The sequence below is a fragment of the Tropicibacter sp. S64 genome (assembly GCF_049803835.1).
Taxonomy (GTDB): domain Bacteria; phylum Pseudomonadota; class Alphaproteobacteria; order Rhodobacterales; family Rhodobacteraceae; genus Pacificoceanicola.
The window spans coordinates 355,076-380,140 of sequence record NZ_JBNAGK010000003.1 but is presented as its reverse complement, the minus strand read 5'-3'; the positions used below and the strand labels follow the sequence as shown (position 1 = coordinate 380,140).

Here is a 25,065-nt window from a genome sequence, read left to right as displayed (position 1 = left end):
TCTGCGAATGTGGATCTTGCGGCGTATGACGCGATGTACGCGCAGTCGGTGAGCGATCCGGAGGCCTTCTGGGCCGAGCAGGCGCAGCGGCTCGACTGGATCAAGGCACCGACGGAAATCAGGAACGTCGATTTCACCCTCGGCAAGGTCAGCATCGAGTGGTTCCGCGATGGCACCCTCAACGTCTCCGCCAACTGCATCGACCGTCATCTCGAGACCCGCGGCACCCAGACCGCGATCATCTTCGAGCCCGACGATCCCGCCGAGCAGGCCCAGTCGATCTCCTACGCCGACCTGCACCGCCGCACCTGCCGCATGGCCAACGTGCTGGAGAGCCTCGGCGTGCGCAAGGGCGACCGGGTCATCATCTACCTGCCGATGATCCCCGAAGCGGCTTATGCCATGCTCGCCTGCGCCCGCATCGGCGCCATCCATTCCATCGTCTTCGCCGGCTTCTCCCCCGATGCCCTCGCCGCCCGGGTCAATGGCTGTGACGCGAAGGTCGTCATTACCGCCGACGAGGCGCCGCGCGGCGGCCGCAAGACCCCGCTGAAGACCAATGCCGACAAGGCCCTGCTGCACTGCAAGGACGATGTCAAATGCCTCGTGGTCAAGCGCACCGGCGGGCAGACGACATGGGTCGACGGCCGCGACTACGACTACAACGAGATGGCCCTGGAGGCCGATGACTACTGCCGCCCCGTGGAGATGAATGCCGAGGATCCGCTGTTCATCCTCTACACCTCCGGCTCCACCGGCCAGCCGAAGGGCGTTGTACACACCACTGGTGGATATTTGGTTTACGCCGGGCTGACCCACGAGGTCACCTTCGATTACAAGGACGGAGACGTCTATTGGTGCACCGCCGACGTGGGCTGGGTCACCGGGCATTCCTACATTGTTTACGGGCCCTTGGCGAACGGCGCGACGACGCTGATGTTCGAGGGCGTGCCGACCTGGCCGGATGCGTCGCGTTTTTGGCAAGTTTGCGAGAAGCACCGCGTCAACCAGTTCTACACCGCGCCGACGGCGATTCGCGCGCTGATGGGCCAGGGCAACGATTTCGTAACGAAATGCGATCTATCCTCGCTGCGAATCCTCGGCACCGTCGGGGAGCCCATCAACCCGGAGGCGTGGAACTGGTACAATGATGTCGTCGGCGGCGGTCGCTGTCCGATCGTCGACACCTGGTGGCAGACGGAAACCGGCGGGCACCTGCTGACCCCGCTTCCCGGCGCCCATGCCACGAAACCCGGCGCGGCGATGAAGCCGTTCTTCGGGGTGCAGCCGGTTGTGCTCGATCCGCAGTCCGGCGAGGAAATCCATGAAAGCCCGACCGAGGGTGTCCTGTGCATCAAGGACAGCTGGCCGGGTCAGATGCGCACCGTCTGGGGCGATCACGAGCGGTTCGAGAAGACCTACTTCTCGGATTACAAAGGCTATTACTTCTCCGGCGACGGCTGCCGCCGCGATGCGGACGGCGACTACTGGATCACCGGCCGCGTCGATGACGTGATCAACGTCTCGGGTCACCGCATGGGCACCGCGGAGGTGGAATCGGCGCTGGTGGCGCATGAGAAGGTCGCGGAGGCGGCGGTCGTCGGCTACCCGCACGAGATCAAGGGCCAGGGCATCTACTGCTACGTGACCCTGATGAACGGCGTCGAGCCGACGGAGGAGCTGCGCAAGGAACTCCGCGCCTGGGTCCGCACCGAGATCGGCCCGATCGCCTCCCCCGACCTGATCCAGTGGGCACCCGGCCTGCCGAAGACCCGCTCCGGCAAGATCATGCGCCGCATCCTGCGCAAGATCGCCGAAAACGACTACGGCGCCCTCGGCGACACATCCACCCTCGCCGACCCATCCGTCGTCGATGACCTCATCGATAACCGGATGAACAAGGGGTAAGCGCCATGGATGGAAGCAGCACTCCAACCGCCGCCCCCGTCCTGATCCTTCTCGGCCCTCCGGGGGCCGGGAAAGGCACGCAAGCCCGTATGCTCGAAGAGCAATTCGGCCTTGTTCAACTCAGCACCGGCGACCTCCTGCGCGCAGCGGTTGCCAATGGCACCGAAGCGGGCAGGCAGGCCAAGGCCGTGATGGAAGCGGGCGGGCTGGTCTCCGACGAGATCGTCATCGCCATCCTGCGCGACCGTCTGCGGGAGCCGGACTGCGCGAAGGGCGTCATCCTCGACGGCTTCCCGCGCACCACCGTGCAGGCAGAGGCGCTCGACACGCTGCTCGCCGAGAGCGGCGCGCGGATCAACGCCGCCATCAGCCTCGACGTCGAAGACGCGGCGATGGTCGCGCGGATCGCGGGCCGCTACACCTGCGCCGGATGCGGCGAGGGCTGGCATGACTTGTTCAAGCAGCCGAAGACCGCGGGCACCTGTGACAGCTGCGGCGGCACGGAGTTCAAGCGCCGCGCCGATGACAACGCGGAAACCGTGGCGAGCCGCCTCGAGGCCTACCACGCACAGACCGCTCCCCTGATCGACTACTACGCCAAGGCCGGTGCGCTCAGCCGCATCGACGCCATGGGCGACATCGAGACCATCGCCCGGGATCTCCAGGCGATCGTGAAAACGGCCACCGCGTAACCCGCGCGGTGGTTTTCGTGCTTCCCCGGCTGGGAGGCTTTCGGAGGAAAGAGGAGGACCCGCGACATGGCGGACCACACATCACAAAGCGCCGCGCAGGCCGAAGCCGACAAGGGCTACTGGGCTGCCAACGTGCGCATCATCATCGTCAGCCTCATCATCTGGGCGCTGGTTTCCTTCGGGTTCGGCATCCTGCTGCGCCCGATGATTTCGGGCATCAAAGTCGGCGGCACCGATCTCGGCTTCTGGTTCGCCCAGCAAGGCTCGATCATCGTCTTCCTGGCGCTGATCTTCTTCTACGCCTGGCGGATGAACAAGCTCGATAAAGAATACGGCGTGGACGAGGAATAAGGACCATGGATCAGTTTACCATCAACCTGCTGTTCGTGGGCGCATCCTTCGCGCTCTACATCGGCATCGCGATCTGGGCCCGCGCCGGGTCCACGTCCGAATTCTATGCGGCTGGCCGGGGTGTGCACCCTGTCACCAACGGCATGGCAACCGCCGCGGACTGGATGTCCGCCGCTTCCTTCCTGTCGATGGCGGGCCTCATCGCCTTCGTCGGCTATGACAACTCCACCTTCCTGATGGGCTGGACCGGCGGCTACGTGCTGCTGGCGCTGCTGCTCGCGCCCTACCTGCGCAAGTTCGGCAAGTTCACCGTCTCCGAGTTCATCGGCGACCGCTTCTACAGCCCGACCGCGCGCCTCGTGGCCGTGATCTGCCTGATCGTCGCATCGGTGACCTACGTCATCGGCCAGATGACCGGCGTCGGCGTGGCCTTCGGCCGCTTCCTCGAAGTCAGCAACACCACCGGCCTGCTGATCGGCGCCGTCGTCGTCTTCGCCTACGCGGTGTTCGGCGGCATGAAGGGCGTGACCTACACGCAGGTGGCCCAGTATGTCGTTCTGATCCTCGCCTACACCATCCCGGCGATCTTCATCTCGCTGCAGCTGACCGGCAACCCGATCCCGGGCCTCGGTCTCTTCGGCAACGACGTCAACACCGGCGAGCCGCTGCTCCAGACCCTTGACGCGCTGCTGCGCGACCTCGGCTTCAAGGAGTACACCACGCACAACGGTGACACCCTGAACATGGTGCTCTTCACCCTGTCGCTGATGATCGGCACCGCCGGTCTGCCGCACGTCATCATGCGGTTCTTCACCGTGCCGAAGGTGTCCGACGCACGCTGGTCCGCGGGCTGGGCGCTGGTCTTCATCGCCCTGCTGTACCTGACCGCTCCGGCCGTGGGTGCCATGGCGCGTCTGAACATCACCCAGCAGTTCTGGCCGAACGGCGCAGCCGGCGAGCCGGTCTCCGTCGAGACCATCGAGAACGACCCCGAGTACGCCTGGATGGCGACCTGGCAGAAGACCAACATGCTCGGCTGGGAAGACAAGAACGGCGATGGCAAGATCAGCTACTACCCGTCCTCCAACCCGGAGAACGAGCTGACCAACTTCAACAACGACATCCTGGTTCTCGCCAACCCGGAAATCGCCAACCTGCCGGGCTGGGTGATCGGTCTCGTGGCTGCGGGTGGCCTTGCCGCCGCGCTCTCCACCGCCGCCGGTCTGCTCCTCGCCATCTCCTCCGCCGTCTCGCACGACCTGCTGAAGGGTCAGCTGACCCCGAACATGTCCGAGAAGAGCGAGCTGATGTCGGCGCGGGTCGCCATGGGCGTGTCCATCGCCGTGGCAACCTACCTCGGCCTCAACCCTCCGGGCTTCGCCGCGCAAACCGTGGCGCTGGCCTTCGGCCTGGCCGCCGCGTCGATCTTCCCGGTCCTGATGATGGGCATCTTCACCAAGGTGAACAACAAGGGCGCCGTGGCGGGCATGATCACCGGCCTCGTGGTCACGCTGGTCTACATCTTCCTGCACAAGGGCTGGATGTTCATCCCGGACACCAATTCCTTCACGGATGCGGACCCGCTCCTGCTCGGCATCAAGTCGACCTCCTTCGGAGCCGTCGGTGCGGCAATCAACTTCGCGGTGGCCTTCACCGTGTCGAAGATGACCCAGCCGATCCCGCGCCACATCGAGGAACTGGTCGAGAGCGTTCGCATCCCGCGCGGTGCCGGCGCTGCCGTGGACGGCCACTGAGCCATGCGCAGGGCTGGCGAAATCCCGGCCCTGCCCTTTCGCTTTCCTCCCGTCCCGGTGTATCCGGGGCGGGATTTTCTTTGACTGCGAGTGCCCATGCCCCTCGATCCCGACGCCCTCCTGCGTTTCCTGTCCGGCGTGCATCCCTATGATGCGCTGCCCGAGGAGGCCCTGAACGCCCTGCTGCCCGCCTTCCGGACGCTGCACATGGCGGCAGGACAGGACATCTACCAGTACGGCAAACCGCTCGACGGGCTGTACCTGATCCATTCAGGCGGCGTTGCCGTGCGGGACAGGAACAACGTGCAGATCTCCCAGCTTGGCCCGCGCAATTCCTTCGGCGAGCGCGGTCTTGGGCGCGACGGCATCGCCGTGACTTCCGCGCGGACCACCGCTGACACGCTGCTTCTGGTGCTGCCGAAATCCGACTTCCTGCGGCTGGTCGAGACCCAGCCCGCCGCCGCGAAATTCTTCGACCGCTCCCGCGCTGCCCGTCCGAAACGCCCCGAGCTGGCCACCAGCCCGGTGGAGACGCTGATGGCCCGGGAGCCGCTCACCTGTGCCCCGGGCGAGACGGTGCAAGCCGCGGCCCGGGCGATGGCGGAGCGCCGCGTCTCCTCGATCTGCATCACGGAGGACGGGCTGCTGCGCGGCATCGCCACCGTCCGCGACCTCTCCGGCAAGGTCGTGGCAGGCGCCCTGCCCTTCGACACCCCGATCAGCGCGGTGATGACCGCCGATCCGCTGTCGCTGCCTCCCTCCGCCATCGGCTCCGACGTGCTGCACATGATGATGGAGCGCCACATCGGGCATGTGCCGGTAACGCAGGGCCAGAGGCTCGTCGGCATCGTTACCCAGACCGACCTGACCCGCTTCCAGGCCACCAGCTCAGCCGAACTCGTCGCGGGCATCGCCGGGGCGCAGGACGCGCAGGAGATGGCCCGGGTGACGGCCCGCATCCCGCAACTGCTGGTGCAACTGGTCGGCACCGGCAACCGTCACGACATCATCACGCGGCTGATCACCGATATCGCCGACACCGCCACCCGGCGGCTCCTGACCCTGGCCGAGGCCAGGCTCGGCCCGCCCCCGGTGCCCTACCTCTGGCTGGCCTGCGGCTCCCAGGGACGACAGGAGCAGACCGGCGTTTCGGATCAGGACAACTGCCTGATGCTGGACGACAGCTACTCCGACGAGCACGAGGCCTATTTCAAGGCTCTGGCGGATTTCGTCTGCGACGGGCTGAACATCTGCGGCTACGTCTACTGCCCCGGCGAGATGATGGCCTCCAATCCGCGCTGGCGGCAGCCGGTCGGCGTCTGGAAGGCCTACTTCAAAGGCTGGATCGCCAAGCCCTCGCCCGAGGCGCAAATGCTGGCCAGCGTGATGTTCGACCTGCGCCCGATCGGCGGGACGGTCTCGCTCTTCGAGGACCTGCAGCGGCAGACTCTTGCGCTGGCGGCGAAGAACTCCATCTTCGTGGCGCACATGATCTCGAATTCGCTCAAGCACCAGCCGCCGCTGGGCCTGCTGCGCGGCTTCGCCACGATCCGCAGCGGCGAGCACAAGAATACGCTGGACCTGAAGCACAACGGCGTGGTGCCGGTGGTCGACCTCGGCCGGGTCTACGCGCTGCAGGCGAAGCTTTCCGCCGTCAACACCCGCGCCCGGCTGGAGGCGGCACAGGCGGCGGGCGTGCTGAGCAATTCGGGCGGGCGCGACCTCATCGACGCCTACGACCTCATCGCCGAAACCCGGCTGGAGCATCAGGCGGCGCAGATCAAGGCGGGCGAAGCGCCCAACAACTACCTCGCCCCCGCCGATCTGTCGGATTTTGAGCGAAGTCATTTGCGGGATGCCTTCGTCGTGGTCAAATCGCTGCAATCGGCGGCGGGGCATGGCAAGGGAATGCTGGGCTAGGCCCGAACGGGAGACTTGGGAGGACACATGTTTCTGGAATTGATCGCGGTCTTTGTCGCCGGGTTCGTCGGCGCGGGCGCCGCTCTGGCCCTGACGAAACTGACCGGCGGACGAATGCCGAAATGGCTGGTGCCGGTGGGCGCGGGTCTAGCCATGATCGTGGCGACCATGTCGCTGGAATACTCGTGGTACGACCGCACCCGCGCGGGCCTGCCCGAAGGCACCATCGTGCTGTCGAGCGAGGCAGGCGGCGCGCCCTGGCGGCCCTGGTCCTACGTTCTCCCGCTGACCGACAGGTTCTGGTCCGTCGATCCCGCCAGCATGCTAAGCAACCCGGACGCCCCCGGACGCCACATTGCCCAGATCGTGCGGTATGGCCGCTGGGCGCAGCCGCAAGGCCGCGTCGTTGCCGTCGATTGCAACCAGAAGGTCTGGGCCGAAGGCGACAGCGAAACCCCGACATGGCAATCGGACGGTCCCGGCCTGCCCATCGTCGCCAGCCTCTGCACCGGGAGCTGAGCCATGGAGCGCCTCAGCCTGCGCCTGCGCATCTTCCTGTTCTTCTGCCTGCAGGGTCTCGGAGGCACCGCGTTGGTGCTGCTCGCGCTCTACCTGGGTCATGCCCGGCTCGACACAACCGACCCTGCCGCCGTCTTCGTGTTCACCGGCATCCTCGCCGCCTTCCTGCTGGTCGGCCTCTCCGCCGCCATCTGGCTGCTCTTCGACGAGAACGTCGCCAAACCCATCGAGAAACTGGCCGCAAGCCTGCGCGCCAAGGCCCACGCCGGTGTCGATACGACGCTCGACGCCCGTTACCTCGGCGATCTCGCTCCCGCCGCCAGCGCGGTCAGCGCCGCGCTCTCTGAAAGCGCCGTCGCCACGGCCGACCGCATCGCCGCCGAGACCGAGCGCCTGAACGCGGAAAAGGCGCAGCTCACCGCCCTGCTGACGGAAATCCCGGTGGCGACGATTCTCGTCGGTGCTGCCGGGCAGATCGTGCTCTATGACGGCCAGGCGGCGGAGGTGCTGAGCCAGATCCACACGCCCCGCCTGAACGCGCAGCTTGCCGAGTATTTCGACGAGGCCGCGCTCAAGGCCGCCGTGCGCAGGATGCACAAGACCGGACGCGAGGTGACCGCCACGCTGCGCGCCATCGACGCGGCCTTGTCGTTCGAGGCGCGGATGAAACCGATGGCCGGCGGCGGCTACATCCTCATCATTGACGCCGAACAGGCGGAGATGCCCCCGGAAGCCGCCCGCCCCATCGTCTATGACTTCGACCTGCTGCACGGCGACGACAGCGCCTTCGACGCCAAACCCCTGTCGAAACTGACCTTCACAGTCTTCGACACCGAAACCACGGGGCTCTTGCCGCACAAGGACGAGATCGTCCAGATCGGCGCGGTCCGCGTCCTCAATGGCCGCATCACCCCGGGCGAGACCATCGACCAGCTGGTCGATCCCGGCTGCCCGATCCCCCCGGCATCGACGAAGGTCCACCACGTCACCGATGCGATGGTCGCAGGGAAGCCGGACATCGCCGAAGCGGGCCGCCGCTTCCACCGCTTCGCGCGCGGCAGCGTCATCGTGGCCCACAACGCGCCCTTCGACATGGCCTTCCTGCACCGCCACAAGGCCCGCATGGGCGTCGACTGGGACCACCCGATCCTCGATACCGTGCTGCTGTCGGCGGTGATCTGGGGCACGACGGAGCAGCACACGCTCGACGCCCTCTGCACCCGCCTGAACGTCACCATCCCCGGCCACCTGCGCCACACCGCGCTGGGAGACGCGCACGCCACGGCGGAAGTTCTGGTGAAGATGCTCCCGATGCTGGAAGCCAGGGGCCTGAAAACCTTCGGCGACGTCATCGCCGAGACCCGCCGCCACGGACGTCTGCTCGAAGACCTGAATTGACGGGTCCGACGCCCCCGGTTTCCAATTGCTCCAAATATCCCCTGGGGGGTGAATGCGCGCAGCGCAGAGGGGGCGCGGCGCGCCCCCTTACCCGCCCGCCGCAGGCGTCGCCTCTGCAAGAGGCGTCCCGCTATCAAGACAGGCCAGCAGCAAGCCGGAGGGTCGCCAGACCAGCGCATCCTCCTGCTCCAGCGCACGGAGCCGGTCGACAATCGTCGCCACCCCCAGCGTGTCGGCATAATGCATCAACCCGCCCCGCCAGCGCGGAAAGCCGTAGCCGAACACCGTCACAAGGTCGATATCCCGGGCCGAGGCGGCGATCCCCTCGTGCAGGATGTCGCAAGCCTCGTTGATCATCGCCAGCAGCAGTCGCTCGCGGATCTGGTCGGCGGAATAGTCGGTCCGGATCACCCCGGCGAAATGCGCCTCCTCCAGCGCCAGATCCGCCACGATCGGGTCCTCCACCTTGCCGCCCCCGCCCGGATAGCGATACCAGCCCGCCCCGGTCTTGCGTCCCAGCTTGCCCAGTTCGACCATCCGGTCCGCAATCGGGACATACCGGCGCTTCGGGTCCCGCGTCGCATCCTGCCGACGTCGGTTGGCATGCGCGATGTCCAGACCGGAGAGGTCCTGCGCCTCGTAAGGTCCCATGGCATAGCCGAACTCGACCATGGCCTCGTCCACCTCCCAGGGGGTCGAGCCGTCCATGAACACCGTGTCCGCCGCTTCGCGGTAGCGCGCCAGGATACGGTTGCCGATGAAGCCGTCGCAGACCCCGGCCAGCACGGGGATCTTCCGCAGGCGCTTGCCGAGGGCGAACCCGGTGGCCAGCGCCACATCCGACGTCGCCGCCCCCCGCACGATCTCAAGCAGCTTCATGATATGCGCCGGGGCAAAGAAATGCAGACCGACGACGCGCGACGGGTCCGCCACGCTCCGCGCAATCTCGTCAAGGTCGAGGTAAGACGTGTTCGACGCCAGAACGGCCCCCTCCGGCAGCGCCGCCTCCAGCTTGCCGAACACCGCCCGCTTCACGTCCATGCTCTCGAAGGCCGCTTCGATGGCCAGCGTGCAGTCCTTCGCGTCCGCATACTCGAATGACGCCACGAACCGCCCGCGCCGCGCCTCCGCGCCCGCAGCGTCGATCAAGCCGCGTTTCAGCGACTGGCCGATGATCTTCTCGACGTTGTCCCGCGCCCGGGTCACGCCCTCCGCGTCCATCTCCAACAGCACCACCGACAGCCCGGCGTTCAAGAGCGCATAGGCGATCCCCGCCCCCATGGTGCCGCCGCCGACCACCGCCACGCGCTCCAGCGCCACCGGCGCGACAGTCAGCCAGTCCGGCGCCTTGGCCGCCCGTTCGGCAAAGAATACATGCCGCAGCGCCCGCGCCTGCTCCCCCACCCGCAGGTCGAGGAAGGTCTGCCGCTCGTCCTTCAGCCCCTCCACGAACGTCCGCTCTGCGGTCTGCGCGATCAGGTCGATGGCCCTTAGCGGCGCGATCTGCTGTTTCAGCTTCGTCGCCGCCAGGTCCCGCGCCGTCGCCACCGCCTCCGGGTCCGCGGTCGGCCGTGGCAGGTCCCGCACCTGAAGCGCAAGTTCCAGCGAGCCTTCATCCAGATGCAGCGCCGTCTCCACCGGATCGTCCGCGATGCCGTCGATCAGCCCGAGCCGCTCCGCCTCTTCCGCCGAGTCTGCCTTGCCCGTCGGGATCAGGCCCAGCGCCGCCTTCATGCCGATCAGACGCGGCAGCCGCTGCGTGCCGCCGGAGCCGGGGACGATCCCGAGGTTCACCTCCGGCAGCCCGATCTGCACCCCGGGTGCGGCGATGCGATACCGGCAGGCCAGCGCCAGCTCTGCCCCGCCCCCCAGCGTCACCCCGTTCAACGCGGCAATCCACGGCACCTCGCAGGCTTCGATCTGGTTCACGATGTCGTTGAGATGCGGCGCCACCGCCGGTGCATCGAACTCCCGCGCATCGCCGCCTGCCGCAAAGGCGCGGCCCTTGCCGGTCAGGATCACCCGGGTCAGCCCGTCTTCCGCAGCGATCCGGTCAAGAACCCCCTGCAACCCTTCGCGGACAGCCAGGCCGATGGCATTCACCGGCGGATTGTCCAGTTCGACGACGGCAGCCGCACCCAGGCGGCGAAAGCTGACACTCATTGGGTATCCTCTGCGTTCAATCGAGAAAGCCGCGCTCGCGGATGAGCGCGACGAGGCGCTTCAACGTGTCCTCCACGCTGGCGCCGGAGGTGTCAAGCTGCGCGTGGGCGCGCGCATAGAGAGCCTCGCGGCTGTGCAGGATGCTGCGCAGCTGCGCCATGGCTTCCGGGTTGCCTTCCATCGGGCGGGTGTCGCCCTGCGCCCGGACGCGATCCATGTGCTCGGACGGCGTCGCCTTGAGCCAGATGGTGTGAAACCGGCCGAGCAGGCTGTTGTAGGTCGCCGGCTCCGCCACGATCCCCCCCGCCACGGCGAGGATCATCCGGTCATGCGTGGCCACGATCCGGTCGAGGGCGTCGGCCTCCAGCTTGCGATAGCCCTCCTGTCCGTAGAGCGCCAGGATCTCGTCCACCGGCATCCCCCCGGCCAGCGCGATTTCCCGGTTCAGTTCCACGAACGGCAGGTCCAGCGCCTCTCCCGCCATCCGCCCGAGCGTCGACTTGCCCGCTCCGCGCAGGCCCACGAGACAGATGCGTCCGGCCCGCTGGCTCTGCTCCGGCTCCGCGCTCAGGGCCTTGAGCACCGCCTGTTGGGCGGCCCGGTCGGCCTTGCGGAACCGCTCCGCCACCTGAAGCACCTCCGAGCCGAAGGGATCGTCCTGCCCCACCAGCCACTCGATGCGATAGTCCAGCGCCACGGCGACCCGCTTCAAGAGGCCGATGGAGATATTCCCCTCGCCGCTCTCCAGTTGCGCGAGGTAGCGCGGTGACACGCCCGACATCTCCGACAGCACCCGGCGCGGAATGCCTTTCTGCTCCCGCGCCTTGCGCACCCGGTCCCCGACCCGCGCCATCAACTCCGCCACAGCGATGTCGATCAGGCTCTGCCCGTCCACCGCCGTCGCCTTGCCGCTGAAGGATGTGATTTCTGCCATGGCCCCGTGCCGGTTATGTACTATAATGCACAGTTAACCCCGGTTTCCCGGGCCGCGCAATCGCAGACTGCCGGTTTCCCGCGTCTTATGCCTTCGGCAGATGCGCCAGCACGATGTCCCGGATGTCCTGCGGCGGCGGAACCTTGCGGAAGGCGTCGGCCACGACAAAGACGCAGACGAAACGCCCCTCGAAGCACAAGACGCCATCCTGCTCGCCCTCCACCCGAAAGGCGATCGACGTCTCGCCCAGCGTTTCGGGCCATGTGTGACAGACAAGACGATGGCGCGGTGTGATCGGGGCGCGAAAATCGAGGCTCATGTGCACGAAGGGCGTGCCGAAGTTGCGGTCCACCTCGAACTGGAACCAACCTTCGCCCGCCTTGTCCTCCCACCAGGCATTGATCGCGTCGAGCGCAAACCACGGAATGCGCCCGGTGTAGGCGATCTTCGCCGGATCGCAATCGCCCCAGGTGATGCGGATCTCATGGGCAAAGCAGCCCGATGGCCTGCCGCTCATGCGCCGCATCCCCCGTTTCTTCTCTTTGCAAATACTCACGGGAGACGCAGCGGCGCTGCGTCGGGGCGGAGCCCTTTTCCGACCTCCGGACCGACGCGCCCCCTTGCGCGAACCACATCGCTCCGTAGGGCGGGGCTTCGCCCCGCACCCGCGCCGGGATCAGTAGGTCTCCACATGATACCGCCCCTCCTCGCGCATGGTGTCGCGCAAGGCCCGCCACTGCACGCCGATGCTCTCGGCGATGTTGGTCAGGGCCTTCTCGACCCCCTCCTCCATGCCGCGCAGACCGCAGATATAGACGTGCGTTTGCGGGTCGGCGATCAGCTCGGCCACCTTCTCCTCTTCCGCCCGCATCCGGTCCTGCACGTATTCCTTCGGCCCCTCGCCCCGCGAATAGACCAGATGCTTGTCGAGCAGCGCCTGCGGCACCTTGCCCAAAGGCCCGAAATACGGCAACGCACCCTCGCTGCGCGCGCCGAAGAACATCGTCATGCCGCCATTTTTCGTGCCCACCGTGCGCTGCCGCCGCATGGTGAAGGCCCGCATGGGCGCGGAGCCCGTGCCGGTGCAGACCATCAGCAGCCGCGCCTCCGGGTCGTCCGGCATCAGGAAGGTTGCACCAAACGGCCCCGTCACCTTCACCTCGTCGCCGGGTTTGAGGTCACAGACATAGTTCGAGCACAGCCCCTGCGCCTCGCGCTTCACCGTCAGGGAGACGTTGTTATACCCCGGCCGCTCGCCGTCGCGCGGGGAGGACACCGAATAGAGACGCGGCAGATGCGGCTTGCCCTCCGCATCCGTGCCCGGCGGGATGATCCCGATGGACTGCCCTTCGAGCACCGGCATGGGATGGCCGCCGAAGTCCAGGATGATATGGCGCACGTCGTGCTCGGGGTCCTTCGTCAGGCGGAAATTGCCCTGCACCTTCGCCGTCACCGGCTTGCCGAGATTGTAGAGGTTCACCGAAGGCTTGGCCGCCGAGCGCGGCGCCTTCGATTTGCCGCCCGCGCCGGAATGGGCCTCGGCCAGCAGCGCCGCCATCGCCTCGTCAAGCGCCTCGATCCCGCCCGGCTCTCCCTCGGGCAGGTCTTCCTGCGCGGGCAGCTCGTCGAACGCGAATTGCTGTTCGAGCGTGTAAGGCTCCTGCACCACGCGCCATTCGTCGATGCTGCCCGTCGGGCAGACGGGAATGCAGTCCATGCAGAAGTTGCATTTGTCCGCATTCACCACGACGTTGTTGTCGTCATGGGTGATCGCCTCGACCGGGCAGGTCATCTCGCAGGTGTAGCAGCGGATGCAGATTTCCGGGTCGATCAGATGCTGTTTGAGCGGCTTGTTCATGGCAGGGCCTTTCGAACGGGTCGCGTTGGCCACGCAAGCGGCGCGGCATTTGGTCATGTCTGGAGAAGCGCTGGCCTCAGCCGGCGCGGTTCAGGACGACATCCGGGACCGAGAGCGCCTCGATCAGCGCCTCGCAGAGGCCCTGGCAGCCCTTGCAGCCGATGCACGGCCCCTGGATGCCGATCATCTGTTGGCCAATGGCGGTGGTGCGCGGCGCGTGGCCGATCCTGCGTTCGCTGTGCATGGCGCGTCTCCTCCTGATGGGGCCGGGAAACCTTCCCCGTGTCCTGTTCGCGGCGGGCAGGATACCACGCCCCGCCCTTCCGCCGATTTGCGCAGGATCAAGGGTGATCAGAATTTCAGTCTGAAATTCTCCTCACCCTCGTCCCTGCATGTCAGGCCATGTGCAGCTTGACGTATTCGAAGTCGCCCGGCTTGTTGTCGATGCCGACCTTGGGAGCGGCGATCCAGCTGGCGTATTTGCCCGGCTCGTAGACCGGCTTCATCAGCGACTGGATGAAGTCGCCGTCCGCCCGCGTCGGCAGCCAGTCGTTGACCTTGGCGTCGTAATCCGCGCCGGAGATCATGTTGCCCTCCGGATCGAAGGTCTTGCCGGAGAAGACGCCGATCTGGCGGTGGAAGGCCTCGTGCGGCAGCTTGAGCTGGAAGTCGATGCCAGCCTTCTCGATGACCTTGTTCCAGCGCCCGATGCCGCCCGCCGCGTCGCGGGTGTAGTCGTCGCGCAGGCGCATGTTGATCGCGGTCAGCGCCGGCACCTGCTTCTGAACCGCCTTGCCATCCTCGAAGTCCCAGACCGTGTAGGTGTCGGACTTGAGCTGGTGGTCGTCGTCGATGCGGTTCTCCATGTAGCGGCCCTTGATGCCGGCATTGAAGGCATTGGCCGCGTTGGTCGAGACTTCCTGCCCGAAGAGGTCGAGCGAGAGCGTGTAGTGCAGATTGAGCTTCTTCTGGATCGTCGGCAGGTCGATGACGCCGAGATCGCGGATCTTGTCCACGTCATACGGATCGCTGATGCCCGCCTTGTTCATCGCCTCCACCGTCGCCTGGATGGTGCGCGACACGCCGGTCTCGCCCACGAACATGTGGTGCGCTTCCTCGGTCAGCATAAAGCGGCAGGTGCGCGACAGCGGATCGAAGCCGGACTGCGCAAGGCTCTCGAGCTGCATCTTGCCATCGCGGTCGGTGAAATAGGTGAACATGAAGAAGGACAGCCAGTCCGGCGTCTCCTCGTTGAAGGCGCCAAGCATGCGCGGCGCTTCCTCCGAACCGGAGGAACGGATCAGCAGCTCGTCGGCCTCTTCGCGGCCATCCTTGCCGAAATACTTCTGCAGCAGGTAGACCATCGCCCAAAGGTGACGGCCCTCCTCGACGTTGACCTGGAACAGATTGCGCATGTCGTAGAGCGACGGCGCGGTGAGGCCGAGGAAGCGCTGCTGCTCGACGGAACCCGGCTCGGTGTCGCCCTGGATGACGATCAGCCGCTTGAGCATGTTGCGATACTCGCCCGGCACTTCCTGCCACGCGAGCTCGCCCTTGTGCTCGCCCATCGGGATGCGGCGGTCCTCCACCTGCGGCGCAAGCAAGACGCCCCAGCGGTATTCCGGCATCTTCACATAGTCGAACTTCGCCCAGCCCTTCGGATCGACGCTGACTGCGGTGCGCAGGTAGACCATGCTCTCCTGAAAGTTCTGCGGGATCAGCTTGTTCCACCAGTTGATGTAACCGGGGTGCCACTTCTCCAGCGCCTTCAGAACCTTGCGGTCGCTGGAAAGGCCGACGTTGTTGGGGATCTGGGTGTCGTAGGCGACGTTGATCAGGTCGAGCATGTCGAATTCCTCCAAAGAGCGGTGGGTGCCAAACCCACCCTACATCTGATGTCGGGACCGGCGCGCGCCGGGGCCCGTAGGGTGGGTTTGCAACCCACCGTCGCGAACGGGTCAGACCCGCTCCATGTTGTAATCGCCACGCACGCCGGTGCCGTAGCGCTGCAATGCGCCATCCTTGCCGACCGCGTTCGGGCGGTTGAAGATCCAGTTCTGCCAGGCGGTCAGCCGCCCGAAGATCCGCGTCTCCATGGTCTCCGGCCCGGCGAAGCGCAGGTTGGCCTCCATGCCGGTCATGGCGTCGGGGGAGAAAGATGCACGCTCTTCCATGAAGATGCGGATCTCGTCCTCCCAGTCGATGTCGTCGAGGATCATCGTCACGAGGCCCAGTTCGTCGGCCTCCTCGGCTTCGAGCGCCTGACCCTTCGCGCCCTTGGCCTTCTCCACCATCTCCGGCGTGCCGAGGAAGCGGGTTTCCAGACGGGTCAGATCGTTGCCCATGGGCATCGGGCCGAAGTTGGCATCGGTGAGCGTGACGGTGGCGACGGGCCGGTTGTCGCCCTCGAACTCGTCTTCCATCATGTAGCTGCGGTCCACGGCAAAGAGCAGTTCGGCGAGGATGCCGGTGAAGCACGAGCCATGCTCGACCAGCGCCACGAGGCTGCGCGAGGTCACATCCACGCGCTTCAGGACGCGCTTCCAGTACTTCAACACCTCGTTGGCCAGCCAGTGATCGGCATTCTCCAGCAGCAGCGCCTCATGGGCGGCGAACACCTCCGGATCGCCCTGGGTGCGGATGACCCAGAGGCCCAGTTCCATCTCGTTCAGGCGCAGATGCAGGATCGCGTCGTCCAGTTCCCGCGCGAGGCGCAGCATGTAGGCCTGCGCACCTTCCGCCGTGAAGGCGTCCATGTCGGCGGGCGCATCCGCCTTCGGGCCGTGAATGGTGATGGTCGCCTTGCGCGCGGCGCGGTCGACGGTGGCTTCGACGGAGGAATATGTCACCGAGCCGTCCTCCCCGAAGGTCCGGTCCAGCGGGGTCAGGGTGATACCCTTTTCGACGTCGGGCTTGGAGGACTGCGCCGCCATCTGGGCCACCCGTTCCGCCACGGTCGCATCGAACGTCGCGTTGGAGATCACCTCGTCGACCAGGTTCCACTCCTGCGCCCGCTTGCCGCGCACACCCTCCTCGGTCGAGCAGAAGATGTCCGCGCGGTCGCGGCGCACCTTGCGCTTGTCGGTGACGCGGGTCAGGCCGCCGGTGCCCGGCAGCACCGCCAGCAGCGGCACCTCGGGAAGGGACACGGCGGAGGTGCTGTCATCGGTCAGGAAGATGTGGTTACAGGCCAGCGCGAGTTCATACCCGCCCCCGGCGCAGGCACCCTTCACGGCGGCGACGTACTTCTGGCCGCTGTCGGCCTCTGCTGCCTCGAAGGTGTTGCGGGTCTCGTTGGTGAACTTGCAGAAGTTGACCTTGTGCGAATGCGCCGCGCCGCCCAGCATGCGGATGTTCGCCCCGGCACAGAAGATGCGGTCCTTGGCGGATTTCATAACCACGACCTTCACCTCCGGATGCTCGAAACGCATGCGCTGCACCACGTCCGCCAGTTCGATGTCGACGCCGAGGTCATAGGAGTTCATCTTGAGCTGGTAGCCCTCGAAGAGGCCGCCATTCTCGTCCACATCCATGAAAAGCTCCGCGACGGGGCCGTCATAGGTGACTTTCCAATGCTTGTAGGCGGAGGGGTCCACCTGGAAGTCGATACGCTTGGTCATCTGCGGTCTCCTCGTTTCCGTGATCTAGCATTATAGTGCACATCAACTTCTCGCAAGTCCCAAAATAGCACTATATTGCCAGCAATCAAGCCCATGTCTTTTGGCAATTTTCATTCATTTTCAGTGCAGTGCCGAAATATGCATTATCTTGCACATCCCGTATCCGATTCTTCCAACATCTCCGCCACATCATTTTGCGCGAGTCCCAGCACCAGGGCTCCTCCCCGCCCGAAGGCCTCCTGCGCCAGCCGTGCCGCCTCTGCCCTCAGACGCGCTTCCGCCTTCGGCCTGCCCATCCGCGCTTTGAGCCTGGCATTCGCCAGCTGGATCAGCGCCTGAAGCAGCAGCTTCTCCCCGGAGTTCTCCCGCGCCGCCATCCAGACCGGCTCGAGGCATTCATGCGCCTCCCAGAAGAAGCCTTGCTCAAGGAACCTCAGTCCATGGGCGAAGGCCGGACTGGCCTCCAGCGGCTCCGCCAGACCCTTCGACGCGTCGAACAGCCCTTCGGGATGCCGCGGCGTCTGCCCCGGCACATAGGCGTGCGGAGGCAGCCAATTGTCCATTCAGGCGACCTCGACCTCGGCGGCCTCGATCCGGCCCAGCCGCACGGTAAACTCGCTCACCGCCTTCAGAACCTGCTCCGGCTGGTCGAATTGCGGCGCATGGCGGCAGGCGTCGAGCACCACCACGTCCACCGGCGCGTAGGAGCGCGTCTCGATCTCGCGGATCTGCGCCAGCGTGCCGTATTGGTCTTCCCGCCCCTGCATCACAAGCGCGGGAATGCGCAGGTAGTCGATGGCATCGGAAGTCAGGGCATCGTCGAAATCCGGATGCAGCCAGCTGTCGTTCCAGCCCCGGAAGGCGCTGTCGACGTCCTTGTGGTATTTCGCCAGCTTCGCGCGCAGGTCGCCGGAGTCGTACGTCTCTTTCGCCTTTGCAATCTCCCTCAAACCCATCGCTTCGGTGAAGAAATGCGGCGCCATCAGGATCAGCCCGCGCACGCGGAAATCCTCCACACCCCCGGCGTATTCCGTAGCGATCGTCGCGCCGTCGGAATGCCCCATGAGGATGCCGTTCTCGAAGCCGATGGCATCCAGCAGCTTCGGCAGCGCCTCCTGCGCCTCGCGCTTCATGTAGTCGAGCGGGCGCGGCAGCGGGGCGGGGTCGGACTGACCGTAGCCCTGCCGCGAATAGACAAAGACTCCCCAGCCGGTCGCCTCCGCCAGCTTCTCGGGGAAATCACGCCAGAGCGCGACACAGCCAAGCCCCTCATGCAGCAGGACAATCGTCGGAGCCTCCCCCGGCTTCTGCCCATGGGTGGCGTAGTCCAGCGACACCCCGCCAACCGAGACGAAACCGCTGCGCTGCATCCAGTCGAAGGCCATCACGCCTGCTCCGTCTGGCGCAGCTTGAAGCGCTGGATCTTGCCCGTGGCGGTCTTCGGCAGGTCCTCGACCACCTCGATCCAGCGCGGGTATTTCCACTTGCCGACCTTCGCCTTGACGAAGTCCTTCAGTTCGGAGAGCACGGCGTCCCGGTCCGCGCCCTCCTTGAGAACCACGAAAGCCTTGGGCTTCTCCAGATCGTTCTTGTCCCGCATCGGCACCACCGCCGCCTCCAGCACCCCGGGATGCTCTATCAGCGCCTGTTCCACCTCGAAGGGCGAGAGCCAGATGCCGGAGACCTTGAACATGTCGTCCGTGCGCCCGCAGTAGACGAAACGCCCGTCCTCGGTGATCTCGTACTTGTCGCCGGTACGGGTCCATTCCCCCTCGAAGGTGGCACGGGACTTGCTGCGCTTGTTCCAGTAGCCCTCGGCGGCGGAGGCCCCGCGCACCAGCAACTCCCCCACCCCGCCGGGGGTAATCTCGACGCCATTCTCGTCCACGCAGCGCAACTCGTAGCCCGGAACCGGACGGCCCGACGTGCCATAGACCACATCACCCGGCGCGTTGCTCAGGAAGATGTGCAGCATCTCCGTGCTGCCGACCCCGTCGAGGATTTCCACACCCCACAGCTTTTCCCACTTGGTGCCGATCTCGGTCGGCAGCGCCTCGCCCGCGCTGATGCAGCTGCGCAGACTGGACGCGGGAACGCCGTTTTTCTCGAGATATGCCACGGTCGCGGCATACAGCGTCGGCACGCCGCAGAAGATCGTCGGCTTCTCCTCCTCGATGATCTTGACCGCCACGTCCGGAGTCGGGCGGCCATTGAACAGGATCGTCGTGGCGCCCACGGACATCGGAAAGGTCATGGCATTGCCGAGGCCGTAGGCAAAGAAGATCTTTGCGACCGAAAAGACCGTGTCCTCCTCGCGGATGCCCAGCACCTGCGCGCCGTAGGTGTCGGAGGTGGCCTTCAACGCCCCATGAACATGGCGCACGCCCTTGGGCTGGCCCGTCGAGCCGGACGAATACAGCCAGAAGGCGCATTCGTCTTCCGAGACATGCGCCACGGCGCGCGGCGTCGACCCGGCCATGAACTCGTCGTAGGACATCGTCCCTTCGGGTGCCTCGCCGCCGATGACGACGATTTTGCGCAGGTGCGGTGCGTTGTGCGCGGCCGGCATGACCACGTCGAGCAACTCGTGACTGACGATCAAACAGGCGGCGCGGCTGTCCTTGAGAATGAAGTCATAGACTGGCGTGGCCAGAAGCGTGTTGAGCGCGATCGGGATCACATGCGCCTTGAGTGCGCCCCAGAAGATCTCCGGGTATTCGATCTGGTCGAGAACGATGCAGGCGACCCGCTCCTCGGGACGAATGTCCGCGCCCGCGAAGGCTCCGGCAACCTGGTCGCTTCGGTCCTTCAGAGCGCCGTAGGTCTGGCTCCGTTTTGCCCCGGCCGCTTCGCGGAAGGCAACCTTCTCGGCGCGGCCCTCCGCGACGTGCCGGTCGACGAAATACAGCGCCGCGTTCTGGTTGTCGTGCATGTGGTCCTCCCTGTGACCGGGCACGGCCCGGCCGGATCCTGTTCGCATCAGGCCCGGATGGCTCCGCCGCCCCCTCCTTTGAGCGCCGGTCCGGGGCCGAGTGTACCCCGAGCGGGATGAGTCGGCTTATGCTTTATAATGCATCAACCAAAGGATATGACAAGACGGACCGGGCGTGCATGTTGCATTTTCCTGCACAAGAAGCCGTCCGGGGAAGAAAAATTTCCCGGGAGAAATTTTTGGCCCGGGGCTCTGCCCCGTCCTGCGGACTCCCCGAGGTATTTCAGGACCAGAGAAGACAGGGCGTGGCGCGACACCGCACGGCTGCGGATACGGTGTCGCGGCAAGGGTCCTATCCAGCTTCGCCCCGGATAACGGCGGGATCGCCGTTCTCGAAGAGTCGCTCATAGAGCGCCGCGCGGCGGGTCAGGATCTTGCGGAAGTTCAGGTTGCCCTTGGCCGTCGCCTCGCCATCACTGAGCGACGGCGGTTCCGCCAGGACCATGGCCCGCGCGATCCGGGAGGCCGACCCATGGTCATGCCTGTGTGCCAGCGCGCCGTGCACCGCCTCGGCCAACGCCTCGTTCACCAGCGCTCCGCCCTGATCCGCGCCCTCCCCGGCCAGCGCCAGGGCTTTCGGTCCCGGGAAGATCATCACGCCGATCTCCGCCTTGTCGGCGCCACAGATCACCACGTCCTGCGCCAGTGCGCCCAGTTCCGCCAGCACCTCCAGCCGCAGGTTCGCCGCGCGGACCCAGGTTCCGGAGAGCAGCTTGAAGTCCTCCGAGATGCGCCCGTCGAATTTCAGTCCCTTGTTCATGTCCGCCGGATCGACGAACTTCATCGCGTCCCCGGTGATGAAGAACCCCTCCTCGTCGAAGGCCTCCGCCGTCTTCTCCGGGGCGTTCAGGTAGCCCGGCATGATATTCGGCCCGCGCACCCGCACTTCACAGCGCATGTCCTCGTCGGGGATCAGCTTGACCTCCACGCCCGTCAGCGGCACGCCGACGATCCCCGAGCGGTCCGTCGGCTCGTGCTGCATCAGGCAGGCGGGCGCGGTCTCGGTCAGTCCCCAGCTGGAGTTCATCAACGGCACGTCGCCGCGCACATCCCGCGCCATATCCTCGAGGTCGCGCCAGACATCCTGCGGCAGCGAGGCGCCGGCGTAGAACAGCATGTCGAGGTCCTTGAAGTAGCTCTCGCGAAGCGCCTTGTCCTCTTTCATGGCATCGCGCATCTGGGCAAACCCGACCGGAACGTTGAAGGCGATCGTGCCGCTCTTCATCCGGTTGTTCTCGAACGTCCTGCCGATCAGCGCCGGGGTCGGCTTGCCGTTGTCGATGTATAGCGTGCCGCCATTGGACAGGGCGATGTTGAAGTTGTGCGAGCCGCCAAACACGTGGTTCCACGGCAGCCAGTCCACGATCCGCGGCGGATACTGCCGCAGGAAGGGCAGCGCGTCGGCGATCTGCGTCTGGTTGGCACACATCATGCGCTGTGTCGTGACCACCGCCTTGGGGCTGGACGTGGAGCCGCTGGTCATCAGGTATTTGGCCACTGTGTCCGGCCCAACCTGCGCGGCGGCATCATCGACGGCGGCCTGATCCGCGCCCTCAGTCAGGGAGGCGAAGCTCGTCATCCCCTCGCCGGCCCCGGCGCTCACCACCTTCTCCATCCCGTCGAAACAGTCGAGCGCCAGCGCATTGCCGTACCGGGCGGCATCGTCTGCGAAGACCATCACCGGCTTCACCACCTCGGCGCAATGGCGCAGCTGGCCGTTGGCTGCGGGGATCAGCGCATATTGCTCGGCCAGCGGCACCGTCGGCACCCCGACATATTGCGCTGCCAGCGCCAGCAGCCCGTGATCCACGCCGTTGCCGGAAATCACGAGGATCGGTGTGCCCTGCCACATGCCGCGTTTCAGGAGGCTGGCCGCGATACCCCGCACCAGCGCCCGCGCCTGGGCAAAGGTGACCTCGCGCCAGCCGTCCCCCTGCCTCTCCGCAATGAAGACCGCATCCGGTGTGCGCGCGGCCCAGTCGTCCAGCCAGATGCCGCTCTTCGCCACGACCGGCCCCATGTCATAGGCGGAGCGCAGGATGATCGTCCCGTCCGGCCGATCCTCGCGTACAACCTTGTGGTCCAGGTACTTGCTCATCGTCCCCTCCTCGCAACCGGGTCAGCGCTGCGGCAGGCGCACGGCGGCGTCGAGCCGGATCGTGGTGCCGTTCAGATACGGGTTGGCGACGATCTGGCTGACCATCAGGCCATATTCCGCCGGATCGCCGAGCCGTTGCGGGAAGGGCACGTTGGCCACGATCCCCGCCGTGGTCTCTTCCGGCAGCCCTTCCATCATCGGCGTGTTGAACAGCCCCGGCGCGATGGCCATGACCCGCACGCCCATTTTCGCCATCTCGCGCGCGACCGGCAGGCACATGGCGGCGATGGCGCCCTTGGATGCCGAATAGGCCGCCTGCCCGATCTGCCCGTCCTGATAAGCGACAGACGCCGTGTTCACCACGACCCCGCGCTCGCCGTTCTCCATCGGCTCCAATGCCATCATTTCGCGGGCCGCGTGGGACATCACGTAGTAGGTGCCCATCAGGTTGACCCGGATGGTCCGCTCGAACACGTCCGAGGAGAGCTTTCCCTCGCGCCCGACGACCCGCGCCGCGAGGCCGATCCCGGCGCAGCTCACCGCCACCCGGGGAGCGCCCAGCCTGTCCTTGATCTCGGCCATCGCCGCCGCCACCGACGCTTCGTCGCCCACATCGGTCTTCACCGCGTGACCGCCGATCTCCGCCGCCATCGCCGCGGCCCGTGCCTCGTCGAAGTCGAGAATGCCAACCTTCGCGCCATCCGCGGCCAGCCGCCGCGCCGTCGCCGCCCCAAGACCGCTCGCGCCGCCCGTGACGATTGCAACCTGTCCGGAAATATCCATCGTGTGTCTCCAAAGATCCCGGGCCGCTGCTTCCAGTTGCCCCCAATATCCCGGGGAGTCGCAGCTTCGCTGCGGCGGGGCAGCGCCCCTCCCCGTTCCGTTTCATTGATGGCCCCCGAACGGGACCCCACAGTCCGTAGGGCGGGGCTTTGCCCCGCACCCGTTCAAGGCAGAAGGAACAACGTGATCGCCGGGAAGGCCACCAGCAGCGCCACCCTCACGAGGTCGGAAATCACGTAGTAGATCACCGCCTTGTAGGTTTCGAACATCGGCGTCTCCGGGTCCATCGCGTTGATGACGAACAGGTTCATCCCCACAGGAGGCGTGATCAGGCCGACCTCCACCACGATCAGCACGAGGATGCCGAACCAGATCGCCACATGCTCCTGGCTCAGGCCGAAATCCAGCGCCGAGATCACCGGGAAGAAGATCGGGATGGTCAGCAAGATCATCGACAGGCTGTCCATGAAGCAGCCGAAGACGAGGTAGAGCGCGAGGATGGCCAGCAGAACGAACATTGGCGACATGCCGGCCTCGACCACCATGCGGCTGAGTTCCTGCGGCACCTGCGTCAGCGCGAGGAAACCGTTGTAGAAGGCCGCGCCGAGCACGATGAAGAAGATCATCGCGGTGGAGCGGGCGGTGTCGGTGAAGCTGTCGATCAGCGTCCGGAAGGTCAGGCCGCCATTGACCAGCGCGATGATGCCGGTGCCGAGTGCGCCGACCGCCGCGCCTTCGGTCGGGGTGAAGATGCCGCCGTAGATGCCGCCGACCACCGCAAGGAAGACCAGCAGCACCGGCCAGACGTCGATCAGCGCACGCATGCGGTCGGCAAAGGGCACCGGCTCGCGCACGCCCGCCGAGCCGGGGTTCATGCGCACGTAGATCGACACGGCGACCATGTAGCCGATGGCGGCGAGGATGCCCGGAATGAAGGCGGCGAGGAACAGTTTGGCGATGTTCTGCTCGGTCAGGATGGCGTAGATCACCAGCACCACGGAAGGCGGGATCAGGATGCCGAGCGTGCCGCCCGCCGCGAGGGTCGCGGTGGAGAAGCCGCCCTTGTAGCCATAGGCTTTCAGTTCCGGCAACGCCACGCGCGACATGGTCGCCGCCGTCGCGAGCGAAGAGCCGCAGATCGCGCCGAAGCCCGCGCAGGCGCCGATGGCCGCCATGGCAACCCCGCCCTTGCGATGGCCGAGGAAGCTCTCCGCGGCCTTGAACAGCGCCTGGGACATGCCGCCAAGGGTTGCGAAATACCCCATCAGCAGGAACATCGGCACGATGGAGAGGGAGTAGCTGGAGAAGGTCGTGTAGGCCTCGGACTTCAGCCGGGCTAGCGCCATGACGGCGTTGCCGTTGACCATCCACAGACCGGCGAACCCGGCGGTGAACATGGCCAGCCCGATGGGCACGCGCAGGAAGATCAGGACAAGCAGCGCCGGGAAGGACAGGATGCCGATTTCAAGGTTGCTCAATGGTCCGCTCCCACGGCATTCGGCACGATCATGCGGCCGGTCAGAAGTTCGTAACCCCGGATGAGGGCCATGTAGACGCCCGCGGCGGCGGCGGCGACCGCGCCGATGAGGCTTGCGGCATAGGACCACCAGACCGGGAACTGCAGCAGCAGCGTGGTCTCGCCGGAACGGATTTTGCGCTCCATCCCGCTGTCGAGCTGCACCGCGATGATCACCAGGGCCACGGCAAAAAGCGCCTCGCCGAGGAAGATCAGCGCCTTCTGCGTCGGGCGCGGCAGGAAATTGGTCACGATGTCGACGGAGGCGTGCCCGCCAGTGATCTGGCAGAACGGCAGGAAGGCGAAGATGCAGAAGGCCATTCCGGCTTCGACCAGCTCGAAGTCACCCCGGATCGCGCCGATCCCGGCGTCGATCAGCCCCTGTGCAAAGCCGGGTGCGATGCCCATGACGAGATCGGAATGCAGGACGGAGTTGGTCGCCCGTCCGAGGATCGAGATGCAGATGATCAGGATCAGCACGGTCAGAACCGAGCCGCCCAGCACGGCGATGAGCTTCGCCAGTGCCAGCACCGTGCGATGAAGGCGTTGCATGGGGAAT

At 66.0% G+C, this 25,065-nt stretch carries 21 protein-coding genes; 7 read left to right on the top strand and 14 right to left on the bottom strand.

The annotated features are described in order from the left end of the window. The 7 genes from acs to ACP159_RS07480 form a co-directional block, all read left to right on the top strand. The coding region (gene acs, locus ACP159_RS07510; protein WP_425099040.1) for an acetate--CoA ligase at positions 1–1,908 on the top strand (1,908 nt) is incomplete at its 5' end. Positions 1,909–1,913: 5 nt separating this feature from the next. Next, positions 1,914–2,600: an adenylate kinase gene (locus ACP159_RS07505; RefSeq protein WP_425099039.1), complete on the top strand. Its 687-nt coding sequence runs from the start codon at positions 1,914–1,916 to the stop codon at positions 2,598–2,600. Positions 2,601–2,666: 66 nt separating this feature from the next. After that, positions 2,667–2,951 (top strand): DUF4212 domain-containing protein, encoded by a 285-nt coding sequence (locus tag ACP159_RS07500; RefSeq protein ID WP_425099038.1) that lies wholly within the window; start codon positions 2,667–2,669, stop codon positions 2,949–2,951. A 5-nt stretch (positions 2,952–2,956) separates the two neighbouring features. Continuing rightward, positions 2,957–4,705: a sodium:solute symporter family protein gene (locus ACP159_RS07495; protein WP_425099037.1), complete on the top strand. Its 1,749-nt coding sequence runs from the start codon at positions 2,957–2,959 to the stop codon at positions 4,703–4,705. 96 nt (positions 4,706–4,801) lie between these two features. After that, a complete protein-coding gene (locus tag ACP159_RS07490; RefSeq protein WP_425099036.1) occupies positions 4,802–6,625 on the top strand; it encodes a putative nucleotidyltransferase substrate binding domain-containing protein in 1,824 nt (607 codons plus the stop codon). A 27-nt stretch (positions 6,626–6,652) separates the two neighbouring features. Beyond that, a complete protein-coding gene (locus tag ACP159_RS07485) occupies positions 6,653–7,144 on the top strand; it encodes a hypothetical protein (RefSeq protein WP_425099035.1) in 492 nt (163 codons plus the stop codon). A gap of 3 nt (positions 7,145–7,147) precedes the next feature. Then, positions 7,148–8,542, top strand: coding sequence for a 3'-5' exonuclease (locus ACP159_RS07480; RefSeq protein ID WP_425099034.1), 1,395 nt, complete (start codon positions 7,148–7,150; stop codon positions 8,540–8,542). An 87-nt stretch (positions 8,543–8,629) separates the two neighbouring features. On the opposite strand, the gene ACP159_RS07475 is transcribed toward ACP159_RS07480, so the two are convergent. The 14 genes from ACP159_RS07475 to ACP159_RS07410 all read right to left on the bottom strand — a co-directional run bounded on the left by ACP159_RS07475 (position 8,630) and on the right by ACP159_RS07410 (position 25,058). Beyond that, on the bottom strand, positions 8,630–10,705 hold the full coding sequence (locus tag ACP159_RS07475; RefSeq protein WP_425099033.1) for a 3-hydroxyacyl-CoA dehydrogenase NAD-binding domain-containing protein: 2,076 nt from the start codon (positions 10,703–10,705) through the stop codon (positions 8,630–8,632). A gap of 16 nt (positions 10,706–10,721) precedes the next feature. Further along, a complete protein-coding gene (locus ACP159_RS07470; protein ID WP_425099031.1) occupies positions 10,722–11,639 on the bottom strand; it encodes a helix-turn-helix transcriptional regulator in 918 nt (305 codons plus the stop codon). Between the two features lie 85 nt (positions 11,640–11,724). Continuing rightward, positions 11,725–12,156, bottom strand: a complete 432-nt coding sequence (locus ACP159_RS07465) for an acyl-CoA thioesterase (protein ID WP_425099030.1) — start codon at positions 12,154–12,156, stop codon at positions 11,725–11,727. A 159-nt stretch (positions 12,157–12,315) separates the two neighbouring features. After that, positions 12,316–13,497, bottom strand: coding sequence for a benzoyl-CoA 2,3-epoxidase subunit BoxA (boxA, locus tag ACP159_RS07460; protein WP_425099029.1), 1,182 nt, complete (start codon positions 13,495–13,497; stop codon positions 12,316–12,318). Between the two features lie 76 nt (positions 13,498–13,573). Beyond that, the gene (locus ACP159_RS07455) at positions 13,574–13,741 is read right to left on the bottom strand and encodes a hypothetical protein (protein WP_425099028.1); all 168 of its coding nucleotides are present in this window, start codon (positions 13,739–13,741) and stop codon (positions 13,574–13,576) included. 151 nt (positions 13,742–13,892) lie between these two features. Beyond that, the gene (gene boxB / locus ACP159_RS07450; RefSeq protein WP_425099027.1) at positions 13,893–15,344 is read right to left on the bottom strand and encodes a benzoyl-CoA 2,3-epoxidase subunit BoxB; all 1,452 of its coding nucleotides are present in this window, start codon (positions 15,342–15,344) and stop codon (positions 13,893–13,895) included. Positions 15,345–15,455: 111 nt separating this feature from the next. Further along, positions 15,456–17,117, bottom strand: a complete 1,662-nt coding sequence (gene boxC, locus ACP159_RS07445) for a 2,3-epoxybenzoyl-CoA dihydrolase (protein ID WP_425099026.1) — start codon at positions 17,115–17,117, stop codon at positions 15,456–15,458. Positions 17,118–17,260: 143 nt separating this feature from the next. After that, a complete protein-coding gene (locus tag ACP159_RS07440) occupies positions 17,261–17,680 on the bottom strand; it encodes a DUF309 domain-containing protein (protein WP_425099025.1) in 420 nt (139 codons plus the stop codon). Further along, entirely contained in the window at positions 17,681–18,502 is an 822-nt protein-coding gene (locus ACP159_RS07435) for an alpha/beta fold hydrolase (RefSeq protein WP_425099024.1), read from the bottom strand. It lies immediately after the preceding gene. Beyond that, positions 18,502–20,049, bottom strand: a complete 1,548-nt coding sequence (locus tag ACP159_RS07430; RefSeq protein ID WP_425099023.1) for a benzoate-CoA ligase family protein — start codon at positions 20,047–20,049, stop codon at positions 18,502–18,504. The genes ACP159_RS07435 and ACP159_RS07430 overlap by 1 nt, the downstream gene beginning before the upstream one ends. Before the next feature lie 352 nt (positions 20,050–20,401). Next, positions 20,402–22,207: a feruloyl-CoA synthase gene (locus ACP159_RS07425; protein WP_425099022.1), complete on the bottom strand. Its 1,806-nt coding sequence runs from the start codon at positions 22,205–22,207 to the stop codon at positions 20,402–20,404. 21 nt (positions 22,208–22,228) lie between these two features. Further along, positions 22,229–22,990, bottom strand: a complete 762-nt coding sequence (locus tag ACP159_RS07420) for an SDR family NAD(P)-dependent oxidoreductase (protein ID WP_425099021.1) — start codon at positions 22,988–22,990, stop codon at positions 22,229–22,231. Positions 22,991–23,154: 164 nt separating this feature from the next. After that, on the bottom strand, positions 23,155–24,468 hold the full coding sequence (locus ACP159_RS07415; RefSeq protein ID WP_425099020.1) for a TRAP transporter large permease: 1,314 nt from the start codon (positions 24,466–24,468) through the stop codon (positions 23,155–23,157). Continuing rightward, complete coding sequence (locus tag ACP159_RS07410) at positions 24,465–25,058, bottom strand: TRAP transporter small permease (RefSeq protein ID WP_425099019.1); 594 nt, start codon at positions 25,056–25,058, stop codon at positions 24,465–24,467. Before ACP159_RS07410 ends, ACP159_RS07415 begins: the two co-directional genes overlap by 4 nt. Between the last annotated feature and the right edge of the window lie 7 nt (positions 25,059–25,065).